This is a genomic window from Paludibaculum fermentans (assembly GCF_051172195.1).
GTDB lineage: Bacteria > Acidobacteriota > Terriglobia > Bryobacterales > Bryobacteraceae > Paludibaculum > Paludibaculum fermentans_A.
Genome location: NZ_JBPJAQ010000001.1, coordinates 6,133,844 through 6,153,428 on the forward strand (window position 1 = coordinate 6,133,844; position 19,585 = coordinate 6,153,428).

At 63.1% G+C, this 19,585-nt stretch carries 18 protein-coding genes; 8 read left to right on the forward strand and 10 right to left on the reverse strand.

The genetic code is table 11. The features are described from left to right. Nucleotides 1-3: 3 nt before the first annotated feature. Nucleotides 4-2,823, forward strand: a complete 2,820-nt coding sequence (locus ACR9Y2_RS24615; RefSeq protein WP_435044333.1) for a response regulator — start codon at nt 4-6, stop codon at nt 2,821-2,823. On the opposite strand, the gene mtgA is transcribed toward ACR9Y2_RS24615, so the two are convergent. Beyond that, nucleotides 2,789-3,598 carry a monofunctional biosynthetic peptidoglycan transglycosylase gene (gene mtgA, locus ACR9Y2_RS24620; RefSeq protein WP_435044334.1) on the reverse strand — a complete coding sequence of 270 codons (810 nt, stop codon included), beginning with the start codon at nt 3,596-3,598 and terminating at the stop codon, nt 2,789-2,791. The genes ACR9Y2_RS24615 and mtgA overlap by 35 nt on opposite strands. 21 nt (nt 3,599-3,619) lie before the next feature. Here mtgA and gltA point away from each other — a divergent pair, with 21 nt between their 5' ends. After that, nucleotides 3,620-5,041: an NADPH-dependent glutamate synthase gene (gene gltA, locus ACR9Y2_RS24625; RefSeq protein WP_435044335.1), complete on the forward strand. Its 1,422-nt coding sequence runs from the start codon at nt 3,620-3,622 to the stop codon at nt 5,039-5,041. Beyond that, on the forward strand, nt 5,038-5,877 hold the full coding sequence (locus tag ACR9Y2_RS24630) for a sulfide/dihydroorotate dehydrogenase-like FAD/NAD-binding protein (RefSeq protein ID WP_435044336.1): 840 nt from the start codon (nt 5,038-5,040) through the stop codon (nt 5,875-5,877). The genes gltA and ACR9Y2_RS24630 overlap by 4 nt, the downstream gene beginning before the upstream one ends. Before the next feature lie 15 nt (nt 5,878-5,892). Here the strand turns inward: ACR9Y2_RS24630 and ACR9Y2_RS24635 are convergent, their stop codons facing one another. Further along, on the reverse strand, nt 5,893-6,741 hold the full coding sequence (locus tag ACR9Y2_RS24635; RefSeq protein ID WP_435044337.1) for a M23 family metallopeptidase: 849 nt from the start codon (nt 6,739-6,741) through the stop codon (nt 5,893-5,895). Between the two features lie 85 nt (nt 6,742-6,826). Between ACR9Y2_RS24635 and ACR9Y2_RS24640 the strand changes: the two genes are divergently transcribed. Next, complete coding sequence (locus ACR9Y2_RS24640; RefSeq protein WP_435044338.1) at nt 6,827-7,396, forward strand: ECF-type sigma factor; 570 nt, start codon at nt 6,827-6,829, stop codon at nt 7,394-7,396. Next, on the forward strand, nt 7,366-9,621 hold the full coding sequence (locus ACR9Y2_RS24645) for a protein kinase domain-containing protein (protein WP_435044339.1): 2,256 nt from the start codon (nt 7,366-7,368) through the stop codon (nt 9,619-9,621). The genes ACR9Y2_RS24640 and ACR9Y2_RS24645 overlap by 31 nt, the downstream gene beginning before the upstream one ends. Here ACR9Y2_RS24645 and ACR9Y2_RS24650 read toward each other — a convergent pair. Then, on the reverse strand, nt 9,540-11,240 hold the full coding sequence (locus tag ACR9Y2_RS24650; RefSeq protein WP_435044341.1) for a YcaO-like family protein: 1,701 nt from the start codon (nt 11,238-11,240) through the stop codon (nt 9,540-9,542). The two genes, ACR9Y2_RS24645 and ACR9Y2_RS24650, sit on opposite strands and share 82 nt — an antisense overlap. Before the next feature lie 98 nt (nt 11,241-11,338). On the opposite strand from ACR9Y2_RS24650, the gene ACR9Y2_RS24655 reads away from it, so the two are divergent. Together ACR9Y2_RS24655 and ACR9Y2_RS24660 are read left to right on the forward strand one after the other, a co-directional pair. After that, nucleotides 11,339-11,866: a hypothetical protein gene (locus ACR9Y2_RS24655; protein ID WP_435044342.1), complete on the forward strand. Its 528-nt coding sequence runs from the start codon at nt 11,339-11,341 to the stop codon at nt 11,864-11,866. Between the two features lie 598 nt (nt 11,867-12,464). Continuing rightward, nucleotides 12,465-13,232 carry a PEP-CTERM sorting domain-containing protein gene (locus ACR9Y2_RS24660; protein WP_435044343.1) on the forward strand — a complete coding sequence of 256 codons (768 nt, stop codon included), beginning with the start codon at nt 12,465-12,467 and terminating at the stop codon, nt 13,230-13,232. A 167-nt stretch (nt 13,233-13,399) separates the two neighbouring features. Here the strand turns inward: ACR9Y2_RS24660 and ACR9Y2_RS24665 are convergent, their stop codons facing one another. After that, complete coding sequence (locus ACR9Y2_RS24665) at nt 13,400-14,494, reverse strand: alkaline phosphatase (RefSeq protein ID WP_435044344.1); 1,095 nt, start codon at nt 14,492-14,494, stop codon at nt 13,400-13,402. A gap of 87 nt (nt 14,495-14,581) precedes the next feature. On the opposite strand from ACR9Y2_RS24665, the gene ACR9Y2_RS24670 reads away from it, so the two are divergent. Beyond that, complete coding sequence (locus ACR9Y2_RS24670) at nt 14,582-15,283, forward strand: hypothetical protein (protein ID WP_435044345.1); 702 nt, start codon at nt 14,582-14,584, stop codon at nt 15,281-15,283. On the opposite strand, the gene ACR9Y2_RS24675 is transcribed toward ACR9Y2_RS24670, so the two are convergent. From ACR9Y2_RS24675 to ACR9Y2_RS24700, 6 genes are all read right to left on the reverse strand, one after another. Beyond that, nucleotides 15,280-16,089 carry a flagellar motor protein MotB gene (locus ACR9Y2_RS24675; RefSeq protein ID WP_435044347.1) on the reverse strand — a complete coding sequence of 270 codons (810 nt, stop codon included), beginning with the start codon at nt 16,087-16,089 and terminating at the stop codon, nt 15,280-15,282. The two genes, ACR9Y2_RS24670 and ACR9Y2_RS24675, sit on opposite strands and share 4 nt — an antisense overlap. Nucleotides 16,090-16,101: 12 nt before the next feature. Next, the gene (gene motA / locus ACR9Y2_RS24680; RefSeq protein ID WP_435044348.1) at nt 16,102-16,959 is read right to left on the reverse strand and encodes a flagellar motor stator protein MotA; all 858 of its coding nucleotides are present in this window, start codon (nt 16,957-16,959) and stop codon (nt 16,102-16,104) included. Nucleotides 16,960-16,993: 34 nt separating this feature from the next. Further along, a complete protein-coding gene (locus ACR9Y2_RS24685) occupies nt 16,994-17,401 on the reverse strand; it encodes a response regulator (RefSeq protein ID WP_435044349.1) in 408 nt (135 codons plus the stop codon). 72 nt (nt 17,402-17,473) lie between these two features. After that, a complete protein-coding gene (locus ACR9Y2_RS24690) occupies nt 17,474-18,532 on the reverse strand; it encodes an EscU/YscU/HrcU family type III secretion system export apparatus switch protein (RefSeq protein ID WP_435044351.1) in 1,059 nt (352 codons plus the stop codon). 12 nt (nt 18,533-18,544) lie between these two features. After that, a complete protein-coding gene (locus ACR9Y2_RS24695; protein ID WP_435044352.1) occupies nt 18,545-19,324 on the reverse strand; it encodes a flagellar biosynthetic protein FliR in 780 nt (259 codons plus the stop codon). Next, nucleotides 19,314-19,583, reverse strand: coding sequence for a flagellar biosynthetic protein FliQ (locus ACR9Y2_RS24700; protein ID WP_194450502.1), 270 nt, complete (start codon nt 19,581-19,583; stop codon nt 19,314-19,316). The genes ACR9Y2_RS24695 and ACR9Y2_RS24700 overlap by 11 nt, the downstream gene beginning before the upstream one ends. Nucleotides 19,584-19,585 lie beyond the last annotated feature (2 nt).

The following is a 19,585-nucleotide window of genomic DNA, read 5'->3' on the forward strand; positions in this document are numbered from 1 at the left end:
TAGATGCACGATTCCGAAAAGATTCTGAACGATTCCCAGGTAGCGGATGCAACGGAGGGGGAAGCCTGGGCTCGGCAACTGCGCCAGTTGGGCCAGACCAGGACCACGTGGCCGCAGGAGTCCATTGAAGCAGCGGCCGTCGGCTTTGCGCTGATCACGCTGGACACGCAGAGTTTCCTGCGGACCAACCGGCAAATGTCGGTGATAACCGGCTACTCTCCGGAAGAGCTGGCCGTGTTGCCGCCGGATCATCTGATCCACACCCGCGACCAGGAGTACGCGTTTGGCCAGCACCAGAAGCTGGTCTCCGGCGAGATCAGGGAGTTCAGTACAGAGCGGCGCTGGGTTCGCAGGGACGGCCAGCTGATCTGGGTTTACGCGAAGGCGTCATTGGGAATCGATGCGGGCGGCAGGCCCAACCATATCATCCTGGTTGCCGAGGACATCACGCAGTGGAAGGCGTTGCGCGAGGAGCTGCTGGCGAATCGCGAGCAGTTACGGCTGATCCAGGCCGCGACCGGCGTCGCCACCTGGGAGGTGGATGTCGACCGCAGCGAGTTCCAGATGTCGCCGGAGATGATGCGGCTGTGCGGCCAGACGGCGGAGAAGCTCACCTTTGAACAGACGCTGGAATTCGTGGCCCCGGATGACCGCGGGATTGTGAGCCGCGGCGTGCGGGCGACGATCCGGGACGGCCGGAACTCCAGTTATGAACACCGCGTGGTGCTGCCGGATCAGAGCATCCGGTGGTTGAGCTGTCACTGCCATGTGGTGCCATCCGCCAGCGGAGCAGGGCACCGCATCATGGGCGTATCGCTGGACATTACGGAGCAGAAGGAGTCGCAGCTCAGGCTTGAGAGCAGCGAACAAAGGCTGAGACGGCTGATTGACCGGCTGCCGGCCGGAGCGCTGCATTTCGAAGGCGGGATGCTGCAGCTGAACCGGGCGGCGAAGCGCCTGCTGGGCCATGATCCGGAAGACCTGGAGGCGGTGGCGCAGGCGTTCGCGGCGGCGGAGCAGGAGGTGCCTCTGGATGAACTGGCGCCGGGCGAGGCTCCGCGTTCGATAGCGCACATCAGCCGGCAGGACGGGTCCAGCCGCATTGTGGAGTTCAACGGCTACTCCGATGACGATATCCAGGTGTGGCTGTTGCACGACATCACGGCGCTGCGGCAGGCCCAGGACGAGTTGGAGAAAGCGAAGGAAGCGTCGGAAGCCGCCAGCCGGGCGAAGAGCGAATTCCTGGCCAACATGAGCCACGAGATCCGGACTCCGATGAACGGTGTCATCGGCATGACGGAGCTGCTGAATTCGTCCGAGTTGCAGCCGGAGCAGCGGGAGTATGTCCACATCGTCAAACGCTCGGCCGATTCGCTGCTGACGCTGATCAACGACATCCTCGACTTTTCGAAGATTGAAGCGGGCAAGCTGGATCTCGACTCGGTGGATTTCGCGCTGGGCGAGACGATTCACGATGCGCTGCAGCCGCTGGCGCTGCGTGCTGATGAGAAGGGGCTGGAGCTGTTGTGCCACGTCGCGCCAGGGGTGCCGGAGTATGTGCAGGGCGACCCGACGCGGTTGCGGCAGTTGATCACCAACCTGGTGGGCAACGCGATCAAGTTCACACCGGCCGGAGAGATCCAGGTGTCGGTGACGGTGGAGGCGAGCCTGCCTGGAGCGTGGGACCTGCATTTCCGAGTTAAGGACACGGGGATCGGTGTCCCGGCGGAGAAGCAGCAGGCGATCTTTTCCGCGTTCAGCCAGGCCGACGCCTCGACGACGCGGAAGTATGGCGGTACAGGGCTCGGGCTTTCGATCTGTGTGCGCCTGGTGCAGATGATGCAGGGCCGCCTGTGGGTGGAAAGTGAACCCGGCAGCGGCAGTACGTTCCATTTCACGGCGCGCTACCTGCAGCCGAACGATGCGTCGTGCAAGGTGGCGACACGCAACCCGGTGTGCCTGCGCGGCAAGCGGGTGCTGGTGGTAGACGACAACGCCACCAACCGGCAGATCCTGCAGGAAACGTTCTCGGCGTGGGGGATGCGGCCGGAACAGGCGTGCGGCGTGGAAGCCGCGATGGCCGTGCTGGGGCAGGCAGAGGCGCTGCGCCAGCCCATCGACCTGGTGATCACGGATTGCCATATGCCCGGGCAGGATGGATTCTCGCTGTTGGAGTCGATCAAAGCGATGCCGGCGCAGAGGAACCTGCCAGTGGTCATGCTTTCATCCGGCTACCAGCAGAAGGCGCGCAAACGCGGGCCGGCTTCGGGGCTCTCCGCGCTGCTCACCAAACCTGTGCCAAACCATGCCTTGCTGGATGCCGTGCTGGATGCGGTGTGCACTTCAGAAAAGCGGGCCGAGGTCGCCAGGCCAGGGCGCTTCCAGCCGCAGCCGCCGCTGCGCCGCCTGAGGATTCTGCTGGCGGAGGACAATCCGATCAACCAGCGGGTGGGGACGGCCTTGTTCGGGCGGCTGGGTCATACGGTCGAGGTGGTGGAAGACGGGCTGCAGGCGGTGGCCCGGGTCCATGCCAGTGAGTTTGACGTCGTCTTCATGGATATCGAGATGCCTGAGATGGACGGTTGGGCCGCGTCGCAGGCGATCCGGCGGTGGGAGAACGGACATGGGCAGCGGATTCCGATTGTGGCCATGACCGCGCACGCCATGGCCGGGTACCGCGAGCAGTGCCTGGCCGCCGGGATGGATTCCTATGTGTCCAAACCGGTCAGCCTGGAGACACTATCGCGCGCCCTGGAAGAGGTGCTGCCGCGAGTGGTGCGGCCGGCGGCTAGCGACCCAATTGACCCATCCGGGTCAGAATGATGGCGGAGTAGTGGTCCATGCGGGCCGGGGTGCGGCGCAGGGGGCTGGGCAGAATCGCGGCCAGGCGTGCGCCCTGTTCGCGGGAGATCCTGGACGCGTTCGTGTGGTAGTGATACTGCGCGGCCGCTTCGGCTCCAAAGACGCCGGGCCCCCATTCACTGACGTTCAGGTAAAGCTCGAGAATGCGCTTTTTGCCGAGGATGAGTTCGGCCAGCGGGGTGATGGTGAATTCCAGGCCCTTGCGGATGGCCGAGCCGGCAGTGGTGAAGAACAGGTTCTTGACCAATTGCTGGGAGATGGTGGAGGCGCCGCGGATCCGGCGGTCTTCCATGCCGTCTTCCACCGCATCCTTGATCTGTTCCCAATCGAAGCCATGGTGCTGGTAGAAATGGCCGTCCTCGGCGGCGATCACAGCCCACTGGAAGTTGGGTGAGATGCGCGCCAGCGGGACGAAGTTATAGCGCTTCTGGTATTTGCCTTTTTTGAACCAGGATTCGACACGGCGCTGCGTCTGGACTCCGGTGGAGGGCGGATCGATGAAGCGCAGGCCGGAGAGAGCCAGGACGATGCAGGCGTAGTAGCCGAGGACGAGATACAGAATCCAGACGAGAATACGCCGGAGGGTGGACCGGCCGCCACGAAGTTTGGGGACTTTGCGCACCGCTACCCAGGATAGGGTGTCGGTGTGGGTGGACGCCAGACCTGCGGGGCAGGGAAGTGCCTTGGTGAGCCGTGAGGGCGAAATGCCCCAATCGGCAAAAGAGGACTTTGGCATCTTGATTGCTTAGATCCCACCATGGCCGCGCCGCCCCTGAAATACAAACCCAATCCAAAGGCTCCCAGACAGGCCTTACCCCTTCTGGATCCGCAAGTTAGGGCGCATACCGCGGAAGAGGTGGCATTGGGCTTCACGCCCGAGCAGGTGAGTGTAGAGGCGCAACGGTGCCTGCAGTGCGCCAAACCCACCTGTATCGAGGCCTGCCCGCTGCATATCGACATCAAACGTTTCATCGCCCGGCTGGCGGAAAACGAGTTCCAGGCGGCGCACGACGTCATCAGCGAGCAGAGTCCGTTTCCGGGTGTTTGCGGCCGGGTCTGCCAGCACGAGCTGTTCTGCGAGGACGCCTGTATTGTGGGGCGGAAGTGGGACCCGGTTGCCATTGGGAGCCTGGAGCGCTTTGCGGCGGACCATGCGCGGTTGCGCATGCAGGAGCTGGCCACCAGTTATCCGAAGCCGACAGGACCCAAGGTCGCCCTGGTGGGCAGCGGACCGGCTTCCCTGATTGCCGCCTACGATCTGGTGCGGTGGAACTATCAGGTGACCATCTTTGAGGCGCTGCACAAGCTGGGCGGCGTGCTTGCTTACGGGATTCCAAACTTCCGCCTGCCGCGCGAGATTCTGAAGGAAGAGATCGCCCGGCTGCAGAACATGGGTGTCGAGTTTGTCGTCGACTTCATTGCTGGCAAGACGGCTTCGCTCAAAGAGCTGATGGAAGAGGGGTATCAGGCCATCTTCATCGGGACCGGGGCCGGCCTGCCTCACATGATGGGCATTCCGGGCGAGAACCTGGTGGGTGTGTACACCGCCAACGAGTTCCTGACCCGCATCAACCTGATGGAAGCGTTCAAGTTTCCGGACGCACCGACGCCGGTTCGCGTCGGGAAGCGCACGATTGTCGTGGGGGGTGGGAACTCCGCCATGGACGCCGCGCGCTGGGCGAACCGCATGGGCAGCGAGACGACGATTCTCTATCGCAGGGGCCGGATTGAGCTGAAGGCCCGGCTGGAAGAGATTGAACACGCGGAAGAAGAAGGCGTCAAGTTCGAATTCCTGGCCGCGCCGGTAGCCCTGTTCGGCGACGAGAACGGCTATGTGAAAGAGATCGAGTGCATCCGCATGGAGCTGGGCGAGCCGGATGAGAGCGGACGGCGGGCGCCGGTACCGGTCGAATCCAGCCGGCACCGGATCCCGGTGGACACGGTGGTGGCGGCGATCGGGCAGGCGCCGAATCCCACTTTGCAGAAGGTGACTCCACAGTTGATCACGCGCCGCGGGCGCATCCTGATCGACGAGCACGGTGAGACATCCATGGCCCATGTTTATGCGGGCGGGGACGTGGTGCGCGGCGGGTCGACGGTCATCCTAGCCATGAAGGACGGCCGGGCGGCCGCCCAGGCCATCCATAACGCCATCAGCGGCACTCCGGAGGTGGAATGATGAATCGCGTCCTGGCGAAACGGGAGCTGGCCCCCCTGGTCACCCTGCTGGAGGTGGAAGCGCCGCGCATCCAACGGCGCTGGAAGGCTGGACAGTTCATCATCATCCGGCCGCTGGAGACCAGCGAGCGGATCCCGCTGACCATTGTGGACTCGGATGCGTCGCGGCAATCCATCACGATGGTGATCCAGGCGATCGGAAAGACGACGAAGGAAGCCGTCTCGCTGGAGCCTGAAGCGCTGATGTGCGACCTGGTGGGTCCCTTGGGCGAACCGGCGACGATGAGTACTGGCAAGAACGTGGTGTGCATGGCCGGCGGAGTGGGTGTGGCCGAACTGCTGCCCGTGGCCAAGGCGTTCCACCAGGCGGGCAACCGGGTGACCGCGTTGTGCGGAGCTCGTTCAGAGAACTACCGCATCCTGGACGCCGAGCTGAAGGAAGCGGTGGACGAGCTGCATTGGGCCACCGATGACGGTAGTTTTGGATTCCACGGCAACGTCGTGCAGTTGCTGAACAGCCTGGCGGGTCCGGGCACCTTCCAGGAGGGGCACGTCATCGGTCCGATTCCGATGATGAAGGCCGCGGCGGAGGCGACTCGCGGATGGGGCTTGAAGCTCCACGCCAGCCTGAATCCGGTGATGATCGACGGGACAGGGATGTGCGGCGGGTGCCGGGTGACGGTCGGCAATGAAGTGAAGTTCGCCTGCGTCGACGGGCCGGAGTTCGATGCGCACCTGGTGGATTTTGATGAGCTGACGCGCCGCAACCGCGCCTACCGCGAGATGGAGCAGGAGTCGTTGCACCACAAGTGCCGGGTGGGGCTGGATATTCACTAACCGGCCGGCCCGGGCTCAGCGTGCCCGCTTGCGTTTTGCGGGCGGCGCCTTTTTGGCCGGTGCGGCGGCGGCACAGGCCGTCAGCGGGGCCCATTTGGTGGGATTCACGGCGATGGCGTGAACGTAGAGGCTCCAATGCAGGTGCGGGCCGTTGGCCCGGCCGGTGGCGCCCACATAACCCAGGATGTCGCCCGGCTTGACCGCGTCGCCTTCGTGCGCCGCCGTCTTCGACATGTGTAGATAGATGGACACGACGCCCTGGCCGTGATCGACACCCACAACATTGCCGTGGAGGTTGTAGGACCGGACCATGCGCACCGTGCCGGCGGCCGTGGCGACGATGGGTTTGCCCAGGGGGCCGCGCTGATCGACGCCGGCATGGTAGTTGCCCGTGGGTTTGCCGTTCTGGTAGCGCTGCACGCCGAAGGGCGAGTTCATACAGCCGGGGACGGGGGCCAGGAAGGGTTCGGCCCACAGCTTCGCCGGCGATTCCAGCTTCTTGAGGGCGTTGACGGTCTCCATTTCGCCGGGCGAGGGCGCGAGTTCGACCACCGCCTTGGAGAGGGCCACGTTCTGGGTGAGATAGTGAGCGTCGAGGACGGTGAGGGTGCGAGTTTCGAGGGGTTTCCCATCCACGGAGAGCAGTTCCAGGGGATAGTCGCCGGGTTTGTCAATCACGGCGATGGGGATGAGCGCGGTTCCGTCGTAAATGGGGAACTTGCGGTCGTGAACCCGGGCAAAAGCGGCGTGCGTGGAGAAGCGGAGGACTTCCCCCTGCTTGCCGGCGAGGTGTTCTTGCGCCGGGATCGGGAGCGGCTTCAGTAGGAGGCTGAAGAGGAGGACGATGAACCGCGGAGAACGCATTTCCAAATATGGTAGCGAGAACGCGGGTTTGGCCGGGGTGCCCTGCTTGGTGCGTTAAAATGAAGTTCCGCTGTGGTTAGACGCAATGGGTGAAACGCCTGAGGACCAGATCACGATTCTGCTGCAGAGCATGCGGCAGGGTGATGTGGAGGCGCGGAACCGGCTGGCGGCCGCGGTTTACCCGGAATTGAAGCGAATTGCTGCGAAACAGATGCAGCACGAGCGTCTGGACCACACCCTGCAACCCACTGCCCTGGTGCATGAGGCGTTCATCAGACTGGCCGGCGGCAGCGACTGGGCGATGCGGAACCGTGGGCAGTTCTTTGCCGTGGCTTCGCAGGTGATGCGGCAGATTCTGGTGGATCATGCGCGGCAATACCGGTCGTTGAAACGGGGCGGCGGCGGGGCGGCGGTCGAGGTGCAGGAATGGCACCTGATCACGTCGGAAAAGCCGGATGTGGTGATTGAGGTCGACCGGCTGCTGACGCGGCTGGAGCAGCTGGATGAACGGCTGGCGCAGGTGGTGGTGATGCGCTATTTCGCCGGCTTTGCCGAAGACGAGATCGCCCAGGCGTTGGGCATCTCCGTGCGCACGGTGAAGCGGGACTGGAGCATGGCTCGGGCGTGGCTGCGCAAAGAGCTGGCCGCGTCATGATGGCGGAACGCTGGGCCGCGTTGAAGCAGCTGTTCGAAGAGGCCATGCAGATGGACGAGGCCGAGCGGCTGGCGTTTGTGGACGGAGCCTGCGCGGGCGATCCTTCGATGGAACTCTCGCTGCTGCAACTGCTGGCGCATCACGATGCGGCGGCGTCCGTGCTGGCGGGCCCCGTACTTTCGATGAAGCGGGCGGCGGAGATCGTCGGCTCAGGCATGCGCACGTTTGTGCCGGGCGAAGTGGTCTCCGGGCGGTTCCGCATTGAGCGCTTTCTGGCCGAAGGCGGCATGGGCGAGGTCTATGCGGCGTCGGACCTGGAACTGGGCGGAGAGGTGGCGCTGAAAACGATCCGGCCGCTGCTGACACGCAGTGAGGAGATCCTGGCGCGTTTCAAGCAGGAGATCCAACTGGCGCGGCGCGTGACGCACGCCAACGTGGCGCGGGTTTATGACCTGTTCCGGCACGAGGTGGAGCTGGACGGGCAGCGGCGCTCCATCGTATTCCTGTCGATGGAACTGCTGGAAGGCGAGAACCTGGCGGAGCGGATCCGGCGCGAGGGCGCGTTGCCGCACGAACACGCGCTGTCAGTGGCCCGGCAATTGGCTGAGGCCCTGGACGCGGCGCATGCGGCGGGCGTGGTGCACCGCGACTTCAAGAGCGGCAACGTGGTGCTGGCCAGGAACCTCGACGGTAGCGAGCGGGCGGTTGTCATGGACTTCGGGTTGTCGGCGGCGGCGCGCCCGCTGGCGGACAGTGCGGTGAGCGAATGGGATTCGGGCCGCATGGAACGGGGTGCGATGGAAGGCACGCCGATGTACATGGCTCCGGAGCAGGTGGGCGGAGCGCCGGTGGGTCCGCCGGCGGACATCTACTCTTTCGGGATCGTCGTATACGAGATGTTGACCGGGCAGACGCCATTTCAGGGGACGACCCCGCTGGAGACGGCCTGGCTGCGGATGACGCAGGATCCGCCGGCGCTCCACGGTGTGCCGCGGCGCTGGAACGAGGCGGTGCAGGCGTGTTTGACGCGGGAGCCGGGCGGACGGCCGGGCAGTGCTGTAGCCGTGGTGCGGCGGATAGAAGGGCGGTTTGCCTGGACCCGGGGGCGCCGGTGGTCGGCACTGGCGCTGGTGGCGATGATCCTGCTCGCCGTGGCGGTATGGGTGGTCCGGCGGCCCCACCAACCCACAGCGGAGGCGCAATTGGCCGCGGACGTGGCGCGGGTGAAACAGAGCACGCAGACGAAGCAGGGGCATGTGGAGGCCGTGGAAGGATTCCGCAGGGCGACGGAGTTGGATCCGAAATGGGCGCAGGGCTGGGCGGAACTTTCGTATGCGTATGCGACAGCGGCCAATGCGGCTTCGCTGCCGGCAGCCGTGGCAACGAAAGAGGCGCGGCGGGCGGCCGCGGAAGCGATCCGGCTGGATAGCCATTCGAGCCGCGCGTACGGAGCGCTGGGCTGGGTCCAGTCGTTGGATCTGGAAGAGTGGCCGCAGGCCGGGCAAGCGTTGCAGCGGGCTGTGGAGTTGGACGGCAACGACTGGCAACTGCACTACTGGTATGGCGTGCACCTGCGCAAGCGAGGCCGTTACCTGGATGCCGAGACACACGACCGGCTGGCGCTGACGCTGAGCCAGCAGAAAGAGCCGATGGTGTGGTGCGAGCTGGCGTTTCTCTACTGGACCTCCGGCCGGTTGGACCGCATGGAACAGCACCTGCGCGAGCAACTGGTGGCCTTCCCGAATTTCGGGTTGACGCGCTATCTGAATGCCCGGCTGCTGAAGCATCAGGGACGCTACGCGGAGGCGGCGGAGGAGCTGGACTTCACGGCGAAGCTCCAATACCCGGCGGTGACCGTGATGGCGGAGCGGGCGTCGCTGGAAGCGTTTCGGGGTAAGCCGGACGAAGCGCGGCAACTGCTGGCGCGGCTGGAGGAGATCTCGAAGACGGGTTCAGTGGATGGGCTGCTGATTGCGGGCGTCTATGCGCAACTAGGCGATGCGGACCAGGCGATGGCGTGGCTGAACCGGGCCTACGAACGGCGGGATACGACGCTGCTGTCGATGGCCACGAGTCCGGTATTGAAGCCGCTGCATGGCGATGCGCGATTCGTAACGCTGCTGCGGCGGCTGCACTTTGACGATCAGATCATGCAGCAGATGGGGTTCAGGTCGTCCTCGGTCAATGGCGCGGGCAGCCAGCCGAGGCGCGGCGGAACGCTGTAAAGCCGGCCGGGGGCGCGGCGATTCCAGATGTGGCGTAAGCCGGGTACGATGGCGCGAGCGGTGTGCAGTAAGACATCGGGCCGGCTGTGATCCACGGCATAGGCGCGGAGACCTGCGGCCTGCAGTCGTTCGAGAACGAGTTCAAGCTGCGCGGCGGTAGTCAGCGGAGGCGGTTCCGGCGCCGCGTCGATGGTCCCCAGCGGTTCCAGGTAAGGCTGCGTGGCGAGCGTCTGCTCCAACAGCCACGGCCGCAGCGAATCGGGCAGGCGTCCGGTCGTCTGGGCCGTGGTCCAGACCTGGGCTGCTTCGCTGGCGGCTTTCCAGGCGGCAACACGGGGCGAAGGATGGGCGGCTGAGGCGAAGAGGAGCTCTGAGCCATCGAGGCGCGGGGCGACGGACACATAGACAGGGATGCCAAAGTCGGTGGTGCAGTCGAGCAGGTACAGACGGCGGCCGATGGCGCGCAGGGATTCCGCGGTGTGGAGGAGTTGCGGGTCGTCGAAGGACTCCAGGCGGACAGCGGGCCGGCGGGCGCGGTTGTACCACCAGAGTGACATCGCGTCGCGTTCGATCCATTCCAACAAAGCATGTGCGAGGGCGTCGTCGAACGTGCGTCCGCTGCCGCAGCCTATGGTGTCGGCGCTGGCGAAGCGCGGCTCGCCGGGCTGGAACTGATACCACATGAGGCAGCAGCCGGCGGGGACGAAGCGGGTGGGGCCGCCGTGCAGATCGCGGGCGGGCAGCCAGTCGACGGGGCGGCCGGAATCGAAGGGCTCGGGGATATGGAAGATCTCGTCAGGCAGCGCGTTCCAGCGGTCACGCTGTGCGTGCTGGGCAGCGCTGTAGAGCTGGATGGAATCGGGGTGCAGGGTTTCGAGTTCGGCCGCTTGGGCGCGGACCAGCGATTCGTCGCCGCGATAGACGAGGCTGTAGCGCTCGAGGGCTTCGCCGATAGCCCCGTCGATGGCTTCGGAGGCGGTGCGGCCGCGGCCGTAGGAAGCCTGGCGGCGCAGCAGGGGCCGGACCCTGTCGATGGGCAGCGGACTGTTCCAGACGGCGTGGGCGCGGAAGGCTCCGGCGGAGGGGGCCGCGCTGACTTCGACGCGATTCACGATGCCGGTCAAGGGCGCGCAGTGCGCCTGCAGCGGGAGGTCCGCGGGCAGGGCAGTGCCGGAACAGAGCGGACAGTTGCGGCGTGGATAAACGAATTGCCGGCTGACCTTGGCCGTGGCGAACTCGAGCACGGCAACGGTGCTGGCCGGCGGAGGGGCTGCCTGGTGGGCCGTCTCGAGCAGGGTGCCGATGAGCGGAATCGTGTCAATGGCTGGAGTTTCCCGGGCCTGCTGCCGATTGAATTGGGTAATCGCGAGCCAATGAAGTAGGCATTGGCCACAGGAACCCGAGCCGTTTAAGTGGGCCAGGACGGCACAATCGGAAAACAAGAGCAGCAGGATCGGCGGCTGGGGCGTTTGCTGCAGAAGCTGCCCCAGATCGTGCAGGCCAAAGCAAAGGCACAAATCGGCGCGTTCCGGCGCCTCGGTCCAGTAATGCGAGAGCTCGCCGAGAAACGCCCGGGCGGATTCTGTCAGCTCCACGGTGCTATGGATTGTGCCTGGCATGGATCCGTTCGATGGGCGAAATCGACACAACCGGCTGGCCTGGGGCGAGGGCCCCACCGTCCAGCGCAAGAGAATATGGCCAAGGGAGGAAGTGAATCATGGGCGCAAGAATCGACAAGGGTACAACGGTCACCATCGATTTTAGAGAAAAGGACGGCAGCGCGAGCGACAAGCCGTCCATCGTGACCGAGCATATCGAGCTGTTCGGCACCGATCGCTGCAATGTCCTGACGAAGGGTGGACTCGACATTCCGGCCTACTCGGACCTGGGGAGCCAGGACTGGCTGACCGTGGTCGCCATCGCGGATTCCACTGAGAATCTCCTGCATTTGCGGACTTACCTGGGGGAGCAGGAATACTGCCTGGAGCAACCGCAGACTTCGGCGTCGAGCTATGGGGTCGCCATTGCGGAGTATAAGGCGGATGGCACGATTGAGGTGAGCGATGGGTGCGTCACGCTGGCGACGGGCAACGACGTCATCATCCCGCCGGAAGTGACGGGCGGGCCGGCGGCGCTGTATGTGAACGTCAACCACATTTACGTGTTTCCTCCGGGCACGCGCATGAGTGCGGACAATCCCTTCGGGTTGCCCTGGGCGGCCGTCGCGCCGACTGCCTGCCTGTAGAACGCGGGCAGGTCGGGCCGCAGCGGGTCCCCGTCCAGTAGGAAGTTCCTTATATAAGCAGCCAGCTCCAGATGGGAGGATTCCATCAGGACCTGGCTGCTTTTGCGTTTGATCTCTCCCCTTGATCGAATCATTCTTACAATATTGAATCATTTGATGATCGGTTAAGAATTCGCCCTGAGTATCCCTCAATATAAGATCGATCCAATCTCATCAGTGCAATATCTGTTATTTCCTGTATTGATACTGGGAGGGTGATTGTTGTCACAGCAGATTCGGCCGTTGCTTTGGACTACCCGCCGAGGCGGGCCACAGGCGGACGATCCTGTCTGGATTGCACGAGTGTGTAGAGGGAATTCGTGAGGGCCCTAAGTACTTGGCTTGGTGACTGTTGCCTGGTTCCTGCCGAGGTGGAAGGTAGCATATATCCAGATGGGTGAAGTTCGGAGATGATGCAGACTAAACATTTCAATGAAGATTAGTCAGCCATAAATATATAGAGCTAAAGTATTGACACCCGTATGTATCTGTTGGAGTCTGTTGAGTAGTCCTGACTGTCTACGGCTGATCAGGTCTTTGCCGTTCTTGGAGGAGAACAATGAAACGTCTTATTTCTATAGGCCTGCTTTGCGTGATGTGGTCATTCTGCGCTCAAGGCGCGGTGGTCAAGATTTGGGGTGACTTGTATGACCTGAACACGCTCAACAACTTCTACAGTTCGATACCGGGTACAACGTCGACGATCGCCAGTGGGACCCTGGATACGGTCGATCTGGCGGGCGTGAAGCTGCTGTGGGCCGTGCAGCCGGCCGATGACTACACACCGGCCGAACTGGCCAAGATGGCGAGTTTCCTCTCGTCCGGAGGGCGAATTGCGTTCATGGGCGAGCACGGGCAATACATGCCGGATCAGAACAACCGCATCAATGCCGCGCTCACCGCCCTCGGCGCGACCATACAGATCAACAACACGATGATTGATACAGGGTTCCACGATGCCACGGTGGCCGGCGGCCAGATTCTGGCCAACCCGTTGACGGCTGGAGTGAACCTGTATAACTACGCCTGTTTCGCCACACTGCTGCCGACCGGGACTGCGCAGTCCCTAATGCTTGGCACTGACTTAACCAATGTCATGATGGCGTATCAGAATGTCGGCCCGGGCAGCGTCTTCCTGATCACGGATCAGAATGTCTGGGACAACGTCGGCCTTACCGCCAGCAACGACAACCACCAGATGTTCGAGAATCTGCTGTTGGGCGATACCGGAGCTCCGGTTTCCGGAGTGCCGGAGCCCACCACGTTCGCATTGCTGGGCTGCGGCCTGGTTTCGCTCGTGGTGATGGCCCGCCGCCGGAACTCCTAAGCAACGGAGTCAGTCTAGCGAGGGCGGGCACCGCGCCTGCCCTCGCATTTCCCCTGGGGCCCACTCTTCCGCAAGTCCGCCCGCCTGCCCGGCAACACTTCATCCAACACGCAAAGCCCGAGTCTTGCGCGTGCGGCCAGGCATTGGCGGCCCCAGGAAGGCTCCGCCTAGTCGGCCTTCCAGCCGTAGGCGGACAACATGATCCCGAAAAGGTCCGTGTTCACCAGGAAGCCCTTGACCTTGGACGAACCGGGCCCGGTGGCGGCTACCAGCACCTGTTCGCCCGAATGTTTACCCTGGATGACGACACCTTTGTTGGAGACGGGCTTGCCGTCGGCGCCGGCCGTGAAATAAGGCGTGCCTTTGGCGAGGCCGATGGTGCGCAGGTCAAATGAGTGGTCGGCTGTGAATAGGACCAGGGTGTTCGACTGAAGTTTCGTGGCGGTGCTCTCCACCAGTTTGTCGACGATCGGAATGCGGCCCAGGCCGCGGTCGATCCTGTCGGTATGCAGGTCCGACTCCACCATCAGGAAGAAGCCCTTGGGGTTCTTGGAGAGGATCTCGATGGCGGCGTTCGTGGCGGCAGTCACGTCAAAATCGGCGTCATCGGAGAGCACTACCGCGCGTTTGGCGCCGGCCGGCACGTCTTTCAACACGGAGCCGAAGAAGTAGCCCTTGTTCTTGAGTTCCGTATCGATGTTCAGGCCCAGGGCCTGGGTGGCTGCTGTGATGCCTTTGCGGCCGGGTCCGAAGACGATGTCGACACCGTCGCCGAAGCGCGGCTTCCAGACCTGGGCGAAGATCTCGCCGAGCATCTTGCGGCTGGGGGCATGGGCATAGCAGGCGGCGGGCGTCGCGTCGGCCATGGAGCTGTTGGAGACCACTCCGGTGGAGAGGCCGTGCTGTTCCGCGTATTCCAGGATCGTCTTCAACGCCGCGCCGCTGGTCTGGCCCTGGGCCGGGACTGTTTCCGAGATGACACCGTTATTGGTCTTCTGGCCCGTCACGATGGCGGTCATGCCGGCGGCGGAATCGGTCACCCAATTGTTCGCCGCCGAGGTGTCGGACAAGCCGATGTTGGGCATGCGTTGGATGAACAGGGCGTTGGGCTTGCCGTAGGCCTGAATGCTGCCGGCATGCAGCGTGGGGATGCCGCCCGCGTCGCCCAGGAAGAGCACGATGTTCCTGGCTTTTTTTTCACCAGCGGAAACGAGGGTGGAGCAGGCCAAGGCGAGGGCCAGCGAGGTACGAAGAATGCGCACGATGGTAAAGGAACTCCTCTCTCTAGATTAGTGAGTTTGACCGTCGGAGTTTGGTCTGAGCCGTGCAAGTGATCAGGCTGGACAGCTATGAGAATCGATCGTGCAGGCCAGTCTCTCGGTGAACTGCTCTCGGCCATGGGCCAGGGCAAAGGATTAACCAGCGCTCTGGAAAACAGCCTCAAGAGCAGCTTTAAGGACGAGTTACAGGCGACCAGCGAGGAGACCGCGAGCGCGGCAGCGGCGGAATCTTCGGATGACACGTCGACGCTGGGGATGACTCCGTTCCTGGCCGTGGCGCTGGCCGCAAAGAATGCGGCGTCAAGTTCCCCATCGGCCAGTCAGAATTCTGACGCTACGACGGCCACTAGTGCGGCGAGCGGTTCGGCGGCCGGCAGCACGGCTTCGACGGATAGCGGCTCGACGGTAGCCATCACCTACAGCATGGACAACTCGGCACTCGATCCGAGTCCGGCGGCGCAGTGGAACATGACGCTGGTGAAGCCCTCAGTGCCGTCCGCGCTGGGGCCTGATACGCGCACCGCGCTGAATGCGGCATTGACCAAAGCGGGCGTGGATCCCTCTTCGGTCAAAGTGTCCTACTGGGAAGAGCTGGTCTGGTACCCGGGGGGCAACTACATCAACAAGTCGATCACGGTGCAGACGGCGAACGGGCAGAAGATGGACTTCGATGCGGCGGCCACATTGAGGACCCCGGATGTCACGGTTTCCTCGGTCCAGCAGATGATGAAGATGGCGGACGTGACCGCGGACCAGACTGTCGTCAGCTAGTGGTGGGCGCCCTCGGCCTTGGGCTCTGATTTGGCCTCGCCATGCCCTCCGGCCGGCTCGGCCTTGGGCTCTCCGCCCAGGTCGTCTTCAAATCGCACAATGACGGATACACGCCGGTTGGAGTCTGCCTCGGGATCGTCCTTATTGCGCAGGCGCTGATCGGCGAAGCCGCGCACCTGGGCGATCTGGTGGTTCTCCACACCATGCAGGACCATCAGGCGGCGGGCGGCATTGGCGCGATCGGCCGACAACTCCCAGTTGCTGTAGCCTTCCGGAGTCCCGAACGGCTTGGCGTCGGTGTGGCCTTCGATGACGAGCTTATTCTTCAGGTGCGCTAGCTGCGCGGCGAGCATCTCGATCACTTCCTTACCGTCGCCTGTAGGCTCGGGCCGGCCGCGTTCGAAGAACGTGCTCTTGGCAGACTCCATCAGTTCCACGCGCAGGCCTTCCTCGGTGATGGTGATCTCGACGAACTCGCGGAGCTTGTCGAAATCCTTGATCTCCTTCTTCATGGCCGCCTCAATGCGCTGTTTCAGCTCGGACATATCTTCCTTGCGAATGGAAATGCCTTCGCCGCTGGCTGATTTCGTGCTGCCGACCATCTTGCCCTGGCCCTTGGGATCGTTGAAATAGCCGCCGACGGCCTTCTGGATCTTCTGGTTGGAATTGAGCAGCCAGAGGACGATGAAGAGGGCCATCATGGCCGTGACGAAGTCGGCATAGGCGACTTTCCAGGCTCCGCCGTGGTGGCCGCCGTGGACAATCTTCTTGACGACGATGATGGGCTGTTGGGAGTCGGCTGCCATGGCGTCGCTTCCTTAACCGGCGGACTTGCGGCAGGCCTGGTCCATTTCCTTATAGGTGGGACGCACGTGCGCGGGGATGGCGCGGCGCGCGGACTCGACGGCGATCAGCGGAGCGATGCCTTTGGTGAAGGCGGCAATGCCTTTGCGCAGCACCTGGTAGTAGTGGGCTTCTGATTCGTTGATCTTGGCCATATTGGCGGCGATGGGGCCGACGAAGCCGTAGCAGAGCAGGATGCCCAGGAAGGTGCCGACGAGAGCGGCCGCGACCTTGTGGCCCACCTCTTCCGGCGGGCCGCCCAGCGCGCCCATGGTTATAACGACGCCCAGCACGGCGGCGACGATGCCCAGGCCGGGCAGGCTGTCGGCCATGGTGGAGAGCGACGCCACGGGCACTTCGCGTTCATGCTGCTGGACTTCCATGTCGGATTCCATCATCTGGTCGATGTCGTAGTGGCCCACGGTGCCGCTGGAGTAGGTGCGCAGCGTGTCGCATACGAAATCAAGCGCATGGTGATCGGACAACAATTTGGGGAACTGTGAGAAGACCGAACTGGCCTTGGGATCCTCGACATCGGCTTCCGCCGCGGCCGGGCCCACCTTGCGGATGTAGACGAAGAGGTCATACAGCATCTTCAGCGTTTCGGTGAAATAGGCCTTGCCGAATTTGCTGCCCTTGATCGTGGCGGGCAGGCCTTTCAGGATGCTCATCATGATGTGCGGCGGATTGGCGATGAGCAGCGTACCCAGCGCGGCTCCTCCAATGATGAGCAGTTCGGCGGGCTGCATGAGCACCAGCAGGTTGCCCTTCTCCAGCAGATAGCCGCCGATGATCGCACCGATGACGACCAGGACTCCAGCGATAACCAACATGCGTGTGGATCCTTCCTCTCTTTGCTAAACAGGGCTAAACGGGCCGGGACTGCATGGCGGATTGTCCGGACCGGAGCCCGGCAATCTCTTCGATCTCTGCCCGGACCACGTCGCGCCGCAGGGGCTTTGACATGAAAGAGTCCAGACCGGTGGAGAGCAACTGCTGCACCTGCTCCTCATCCGCGTTGTAAGACATGCCCACGCACGGCAGGGCGCTGTATTGGGCGCTGCTGCGTAACTCGGAAACGAGTTGCGGGCAGCCCTCGAGATCCAGGTCGACAAACACCATGTCGAACCGTTCCCGGGCCAGCAGGCGCTGGGCAGCCTCAGGTCCGCCGGCGGTGAACGAATGCCGCACGACGGAGGGATTGGCGCGGAGCGAGGTTTCCACCACGTGGCGGTCCGCGAATTCATCCATCACAATGAGTGCCGATAAAGACATGCTTTGTTTTTCGATTCATTTCTCTATCGCAGTCCGTTCGGAAGAATTGAGAGAATCTCGACGAGTTCGTCATTAGTACATGGAATTTCGTATACGGTGCACATAGGCGAGCACCTCGGCCACGGCCCGGTACAGTGCGGGCGGGATCTCCTGGCTGATCTTCACGGCCTTGTAGATCGTACGAGCCAGGGGTGGATTCTCGACAATCGGAACGCCGTGCTGCTTGGCGATCTCCTTGATTTTCAACGCTATAAAGCCTCGGCCCTTGGCCACCACGCGGGGCGCCGAGGATTTGCCGTGCTCATACAGCAGCGCGACGGCATAGTGAGTCGGGTTGACGACGACGGCCGTAGCGGTTTCGACATCCTTCATCATGCGGTTGCGCCGCAGCTCGCGCTGCAGGCGGCGAATGCGCATTTTGATGAGCGGATTGCCGTCCGTTTCCTTCATTTCGTCCTTTATTTCCTGCTTGCTCATGCGCAACGACTGCGTATGCCGCTTGAATTGGCGGGCGAAATCAATCACCCCCATGACGAAGAGGATGGACGCACCCTTCCACAGCAGGTCCAGCGACATCTTGGCCACGGCGCTGAGCCCGGCTTCGAAATCGGTCATGGAAAGCAGGATGACGGACTGCAGGCGCGTATCGATCAGCCAGTACAGGGCTCCGATGAAGACCACCAGCAGCACCAGCGCGCTGGCCGCCGACATGAACGATTGCGAGTAGGTGTCCTTGAGCTTCTTGGCCGGATTGAACTTGTTGGCGCTGGGCGCCAGCCGCTTGAAGCTGAACCCCATGCCGGTGGAGGCCAGGTGGAAGGCGACGGTAGCCAGCACCATCACTCCGCCGGCGACCAGCAACGGCTTCACATTGCGCGCCATCAGGAAGATGAGGATGTTCTGGACGGTCTCGACAGTAATGGCCTGCTGGCCGACGCCGGAGAGATGCTGCGCCAAAGTTTCGCGGCATTCGCGGAACCAGACCGCGCCATAGGAGCCGATCAGCATCAGGAAGGCGACGAATTGGAGACTGCTGATGAAGTCACGGGAACTAACCCACTGGCCCTCTTCACGGGCTTTCAGCTTTCGCCGTTGAGTTGGTTGTTCGGTTTGTTGTGACTTATCCGCCATGGGTCAGCGCCCTCACATACCGCCCGGCAGCAGGCGGTAGATGTGCGTCATGCAGCTGTTGGCCAGGCGTTCGAAGACGCGCGGGAACAGCACCAGCACCTGGGAGTAGATGAAGAGGGTCAGGAAGATCTTGGCGGGGAACGAGAGGCTGAAGAGCTGGAGACCTGGATTGATGCGGCCCAGCAGCGACAACGCCATGTCGAGCATAAAGAGAAATGCCATGACAGGCAGTGCCAGGCGCAGGCCGGTGGAGAAGATGGCTCCGGAGTACTGCAGCAGGTCGAGCAGTGTCGCACGGTGAATCACAAAGCTGCCCGGCGGCAGCACTTCCAGGCTGCGGGCGAGCGCCAGGATGATCTGGCGGTGCAATCCGGTGGCGAAAAGCAGCAGGCCGGCGGTCAGGTTGGCGGTCAGGGTGAGGGCGCCGGAATCGGCCAGCGAGTTCGGGTCGACGGACGAAGCGTAACTCAATCCCGACTGCAGGCTGAGCACCTGCGCGGTGAGCAGGAACACCTCCATCACAACCGCCAGGCACAGGCCCACGGCAATCCCAAAGGCCGCTTCCGAAGCGATCCAGCCGAAGTAGACGCCGGTGCTCAGCGAACCGGGCGGCATGGCGGGCCACATCGGCATCAGGGCAAGCGTAAAACTGAGCGCGAAGAAGGCCTTGATGGGCTCTGGACCTTCCTTCAGCCCGGGCAGGGAAAGAAAGGCAAAGACGCCGCTGACACGCACGAGTACTGCGAGGAAACTCAGCAGGGTCGAGGTGCCAATGGCGAACTCAGCGGGCATACTTGCCGAGGTCTCCGAAGATAGACGCGGCGTAAGTGATCATGCGGCTGAGCATCCACGGCAGGATGGCGAGGAACGTGCCCAGGATCGCGGCGAGGCGAGGTACCGTGCCGACGGCGTTGTCCTGAATCGAGGTGGCCACCTGAAAGAGGCTGACCGCGGCGCCGACGACAAAGCCGACCATCAGCAGGGGGGCGCCCAGCAGCAGGGCGAGCAGAAGAGCTTCACGAATGATATTGACTACGGATTCTGGCGTCATGT

Bases quoted from the DNA above. Each gene is read 5' to 3' on its own strand.
- ACR9Y2_RS24615 (WP_435044333.1), top strand. From the start codon at position 4: ATGCACGATTCCGAAAAGATTCTGAACGATTCCCAGGTAGCGGATGCA.
- mtgA (WP_435044334.1), bottom strand. From the start codon at position 3,598: ATGCCAAAGTCCTCTTTTGCCGATTGGGGCATTTCGCCCTCACGGCTC.
- gltA (WP_435044335.1), top strand. From the start codon at position 3,620: ATGGCCGCGCCGCCCCTGAAATACAAACCCAATCCAAAGGCTCCCAGA.
- ACR9Y2_RS24630 (WP_435044336.1), top strand. From the start codon at position 5,038: ATGATGAATCGCGTCCTGGCGAAACGGGAGCTGGCCCCCCTGGTCACC.
- ACR9Y2_RS24635 (WP_435044337.1), bottom strand. From the start codon at position 6,741: ATGCGTTCTCCGCGGTTCATCGTCCTCCTCTTCAGCCTCCTACTGAAG.
- ACR9Y2_RS24640 (WP_435044338.1), top strand. From the start codon at position 6,827: ATGGGTGAAACGCCTGAGGACCAGATCACGATTCTGCTGCAGAGCATG.
- ACR9Y2_RS24650 (WP_435044341.1), bottom strand. From the start codon at position 11,240: ATGCCAGGCACAATCCATAGCACCGTGGAGCTGACAGAATCCGCCCGG.
- ACR9Y2_RS24655 (WP_435044342.1), top strand. From the start codon at position 11,339: ATGGGCGCAAGAATCGACAAGGGTACAACGGTCACCATCGATTTTAGA.
- ACR9Y2_RS24660 (WP_435044343.1), top strand. From the start codon at position 12,465: ATGAAACGTCTTATTTCTATAGGCCTGCTTTGCGTGATGTGGTCATTC.
- ACR9Y2_RS24670 (WP_435044345.1), top strand. From the start codon at position 14,582: ATGAGAATCGATCGTGCAGGCCAGTCTCTCGGTGAACTGCTCTCGGCC.
- ACR9Y2_RS24675 (WP_435044347.1), bottom strand. From the start codon at position 16,089: ATGGCAGCCGACTCCCAACAGCCCATCATCGTCGTCAAGAAGATTGTC.
- motA (WP_435044348.1), bottom strand. From the start codon at position 16,959: ATGTTGGTTATCGCTGGAGTCCTGGTCGTCATCGGTGCGATCATCGGC.
- ACR9Y2_RS24685 (WP_435044349.1), bottom strand. From the start codon at position 17,401: ATGTCTTTATCGGCACTCATTGTGATGGATGAATTCGCGGACCGCCAC.
- ACR9Y2_RS24690 (WP_435044351.1), bottom strand. From the start codon at position 18,532: ATGGCGGATAAGTCACAACAAACCGAACAACCAACTCAACGGCGAAAG.
- ACR9Y2_RS24695 (WP_435044352.1), bottom strand. From the start codon at position 19,324: ATGCCCGCTGAGTTCGCCATTGGCACCTCGACCCTGCTGAGTTTCCTC.
- ACR9Y2_RS24700 (WP_194450502.1), bottom strand. From the start codon at position 19,583: ATGACGCCAGAATCCGTAGTCAATATCATTCGTGAAGCTCTTCTGCTC.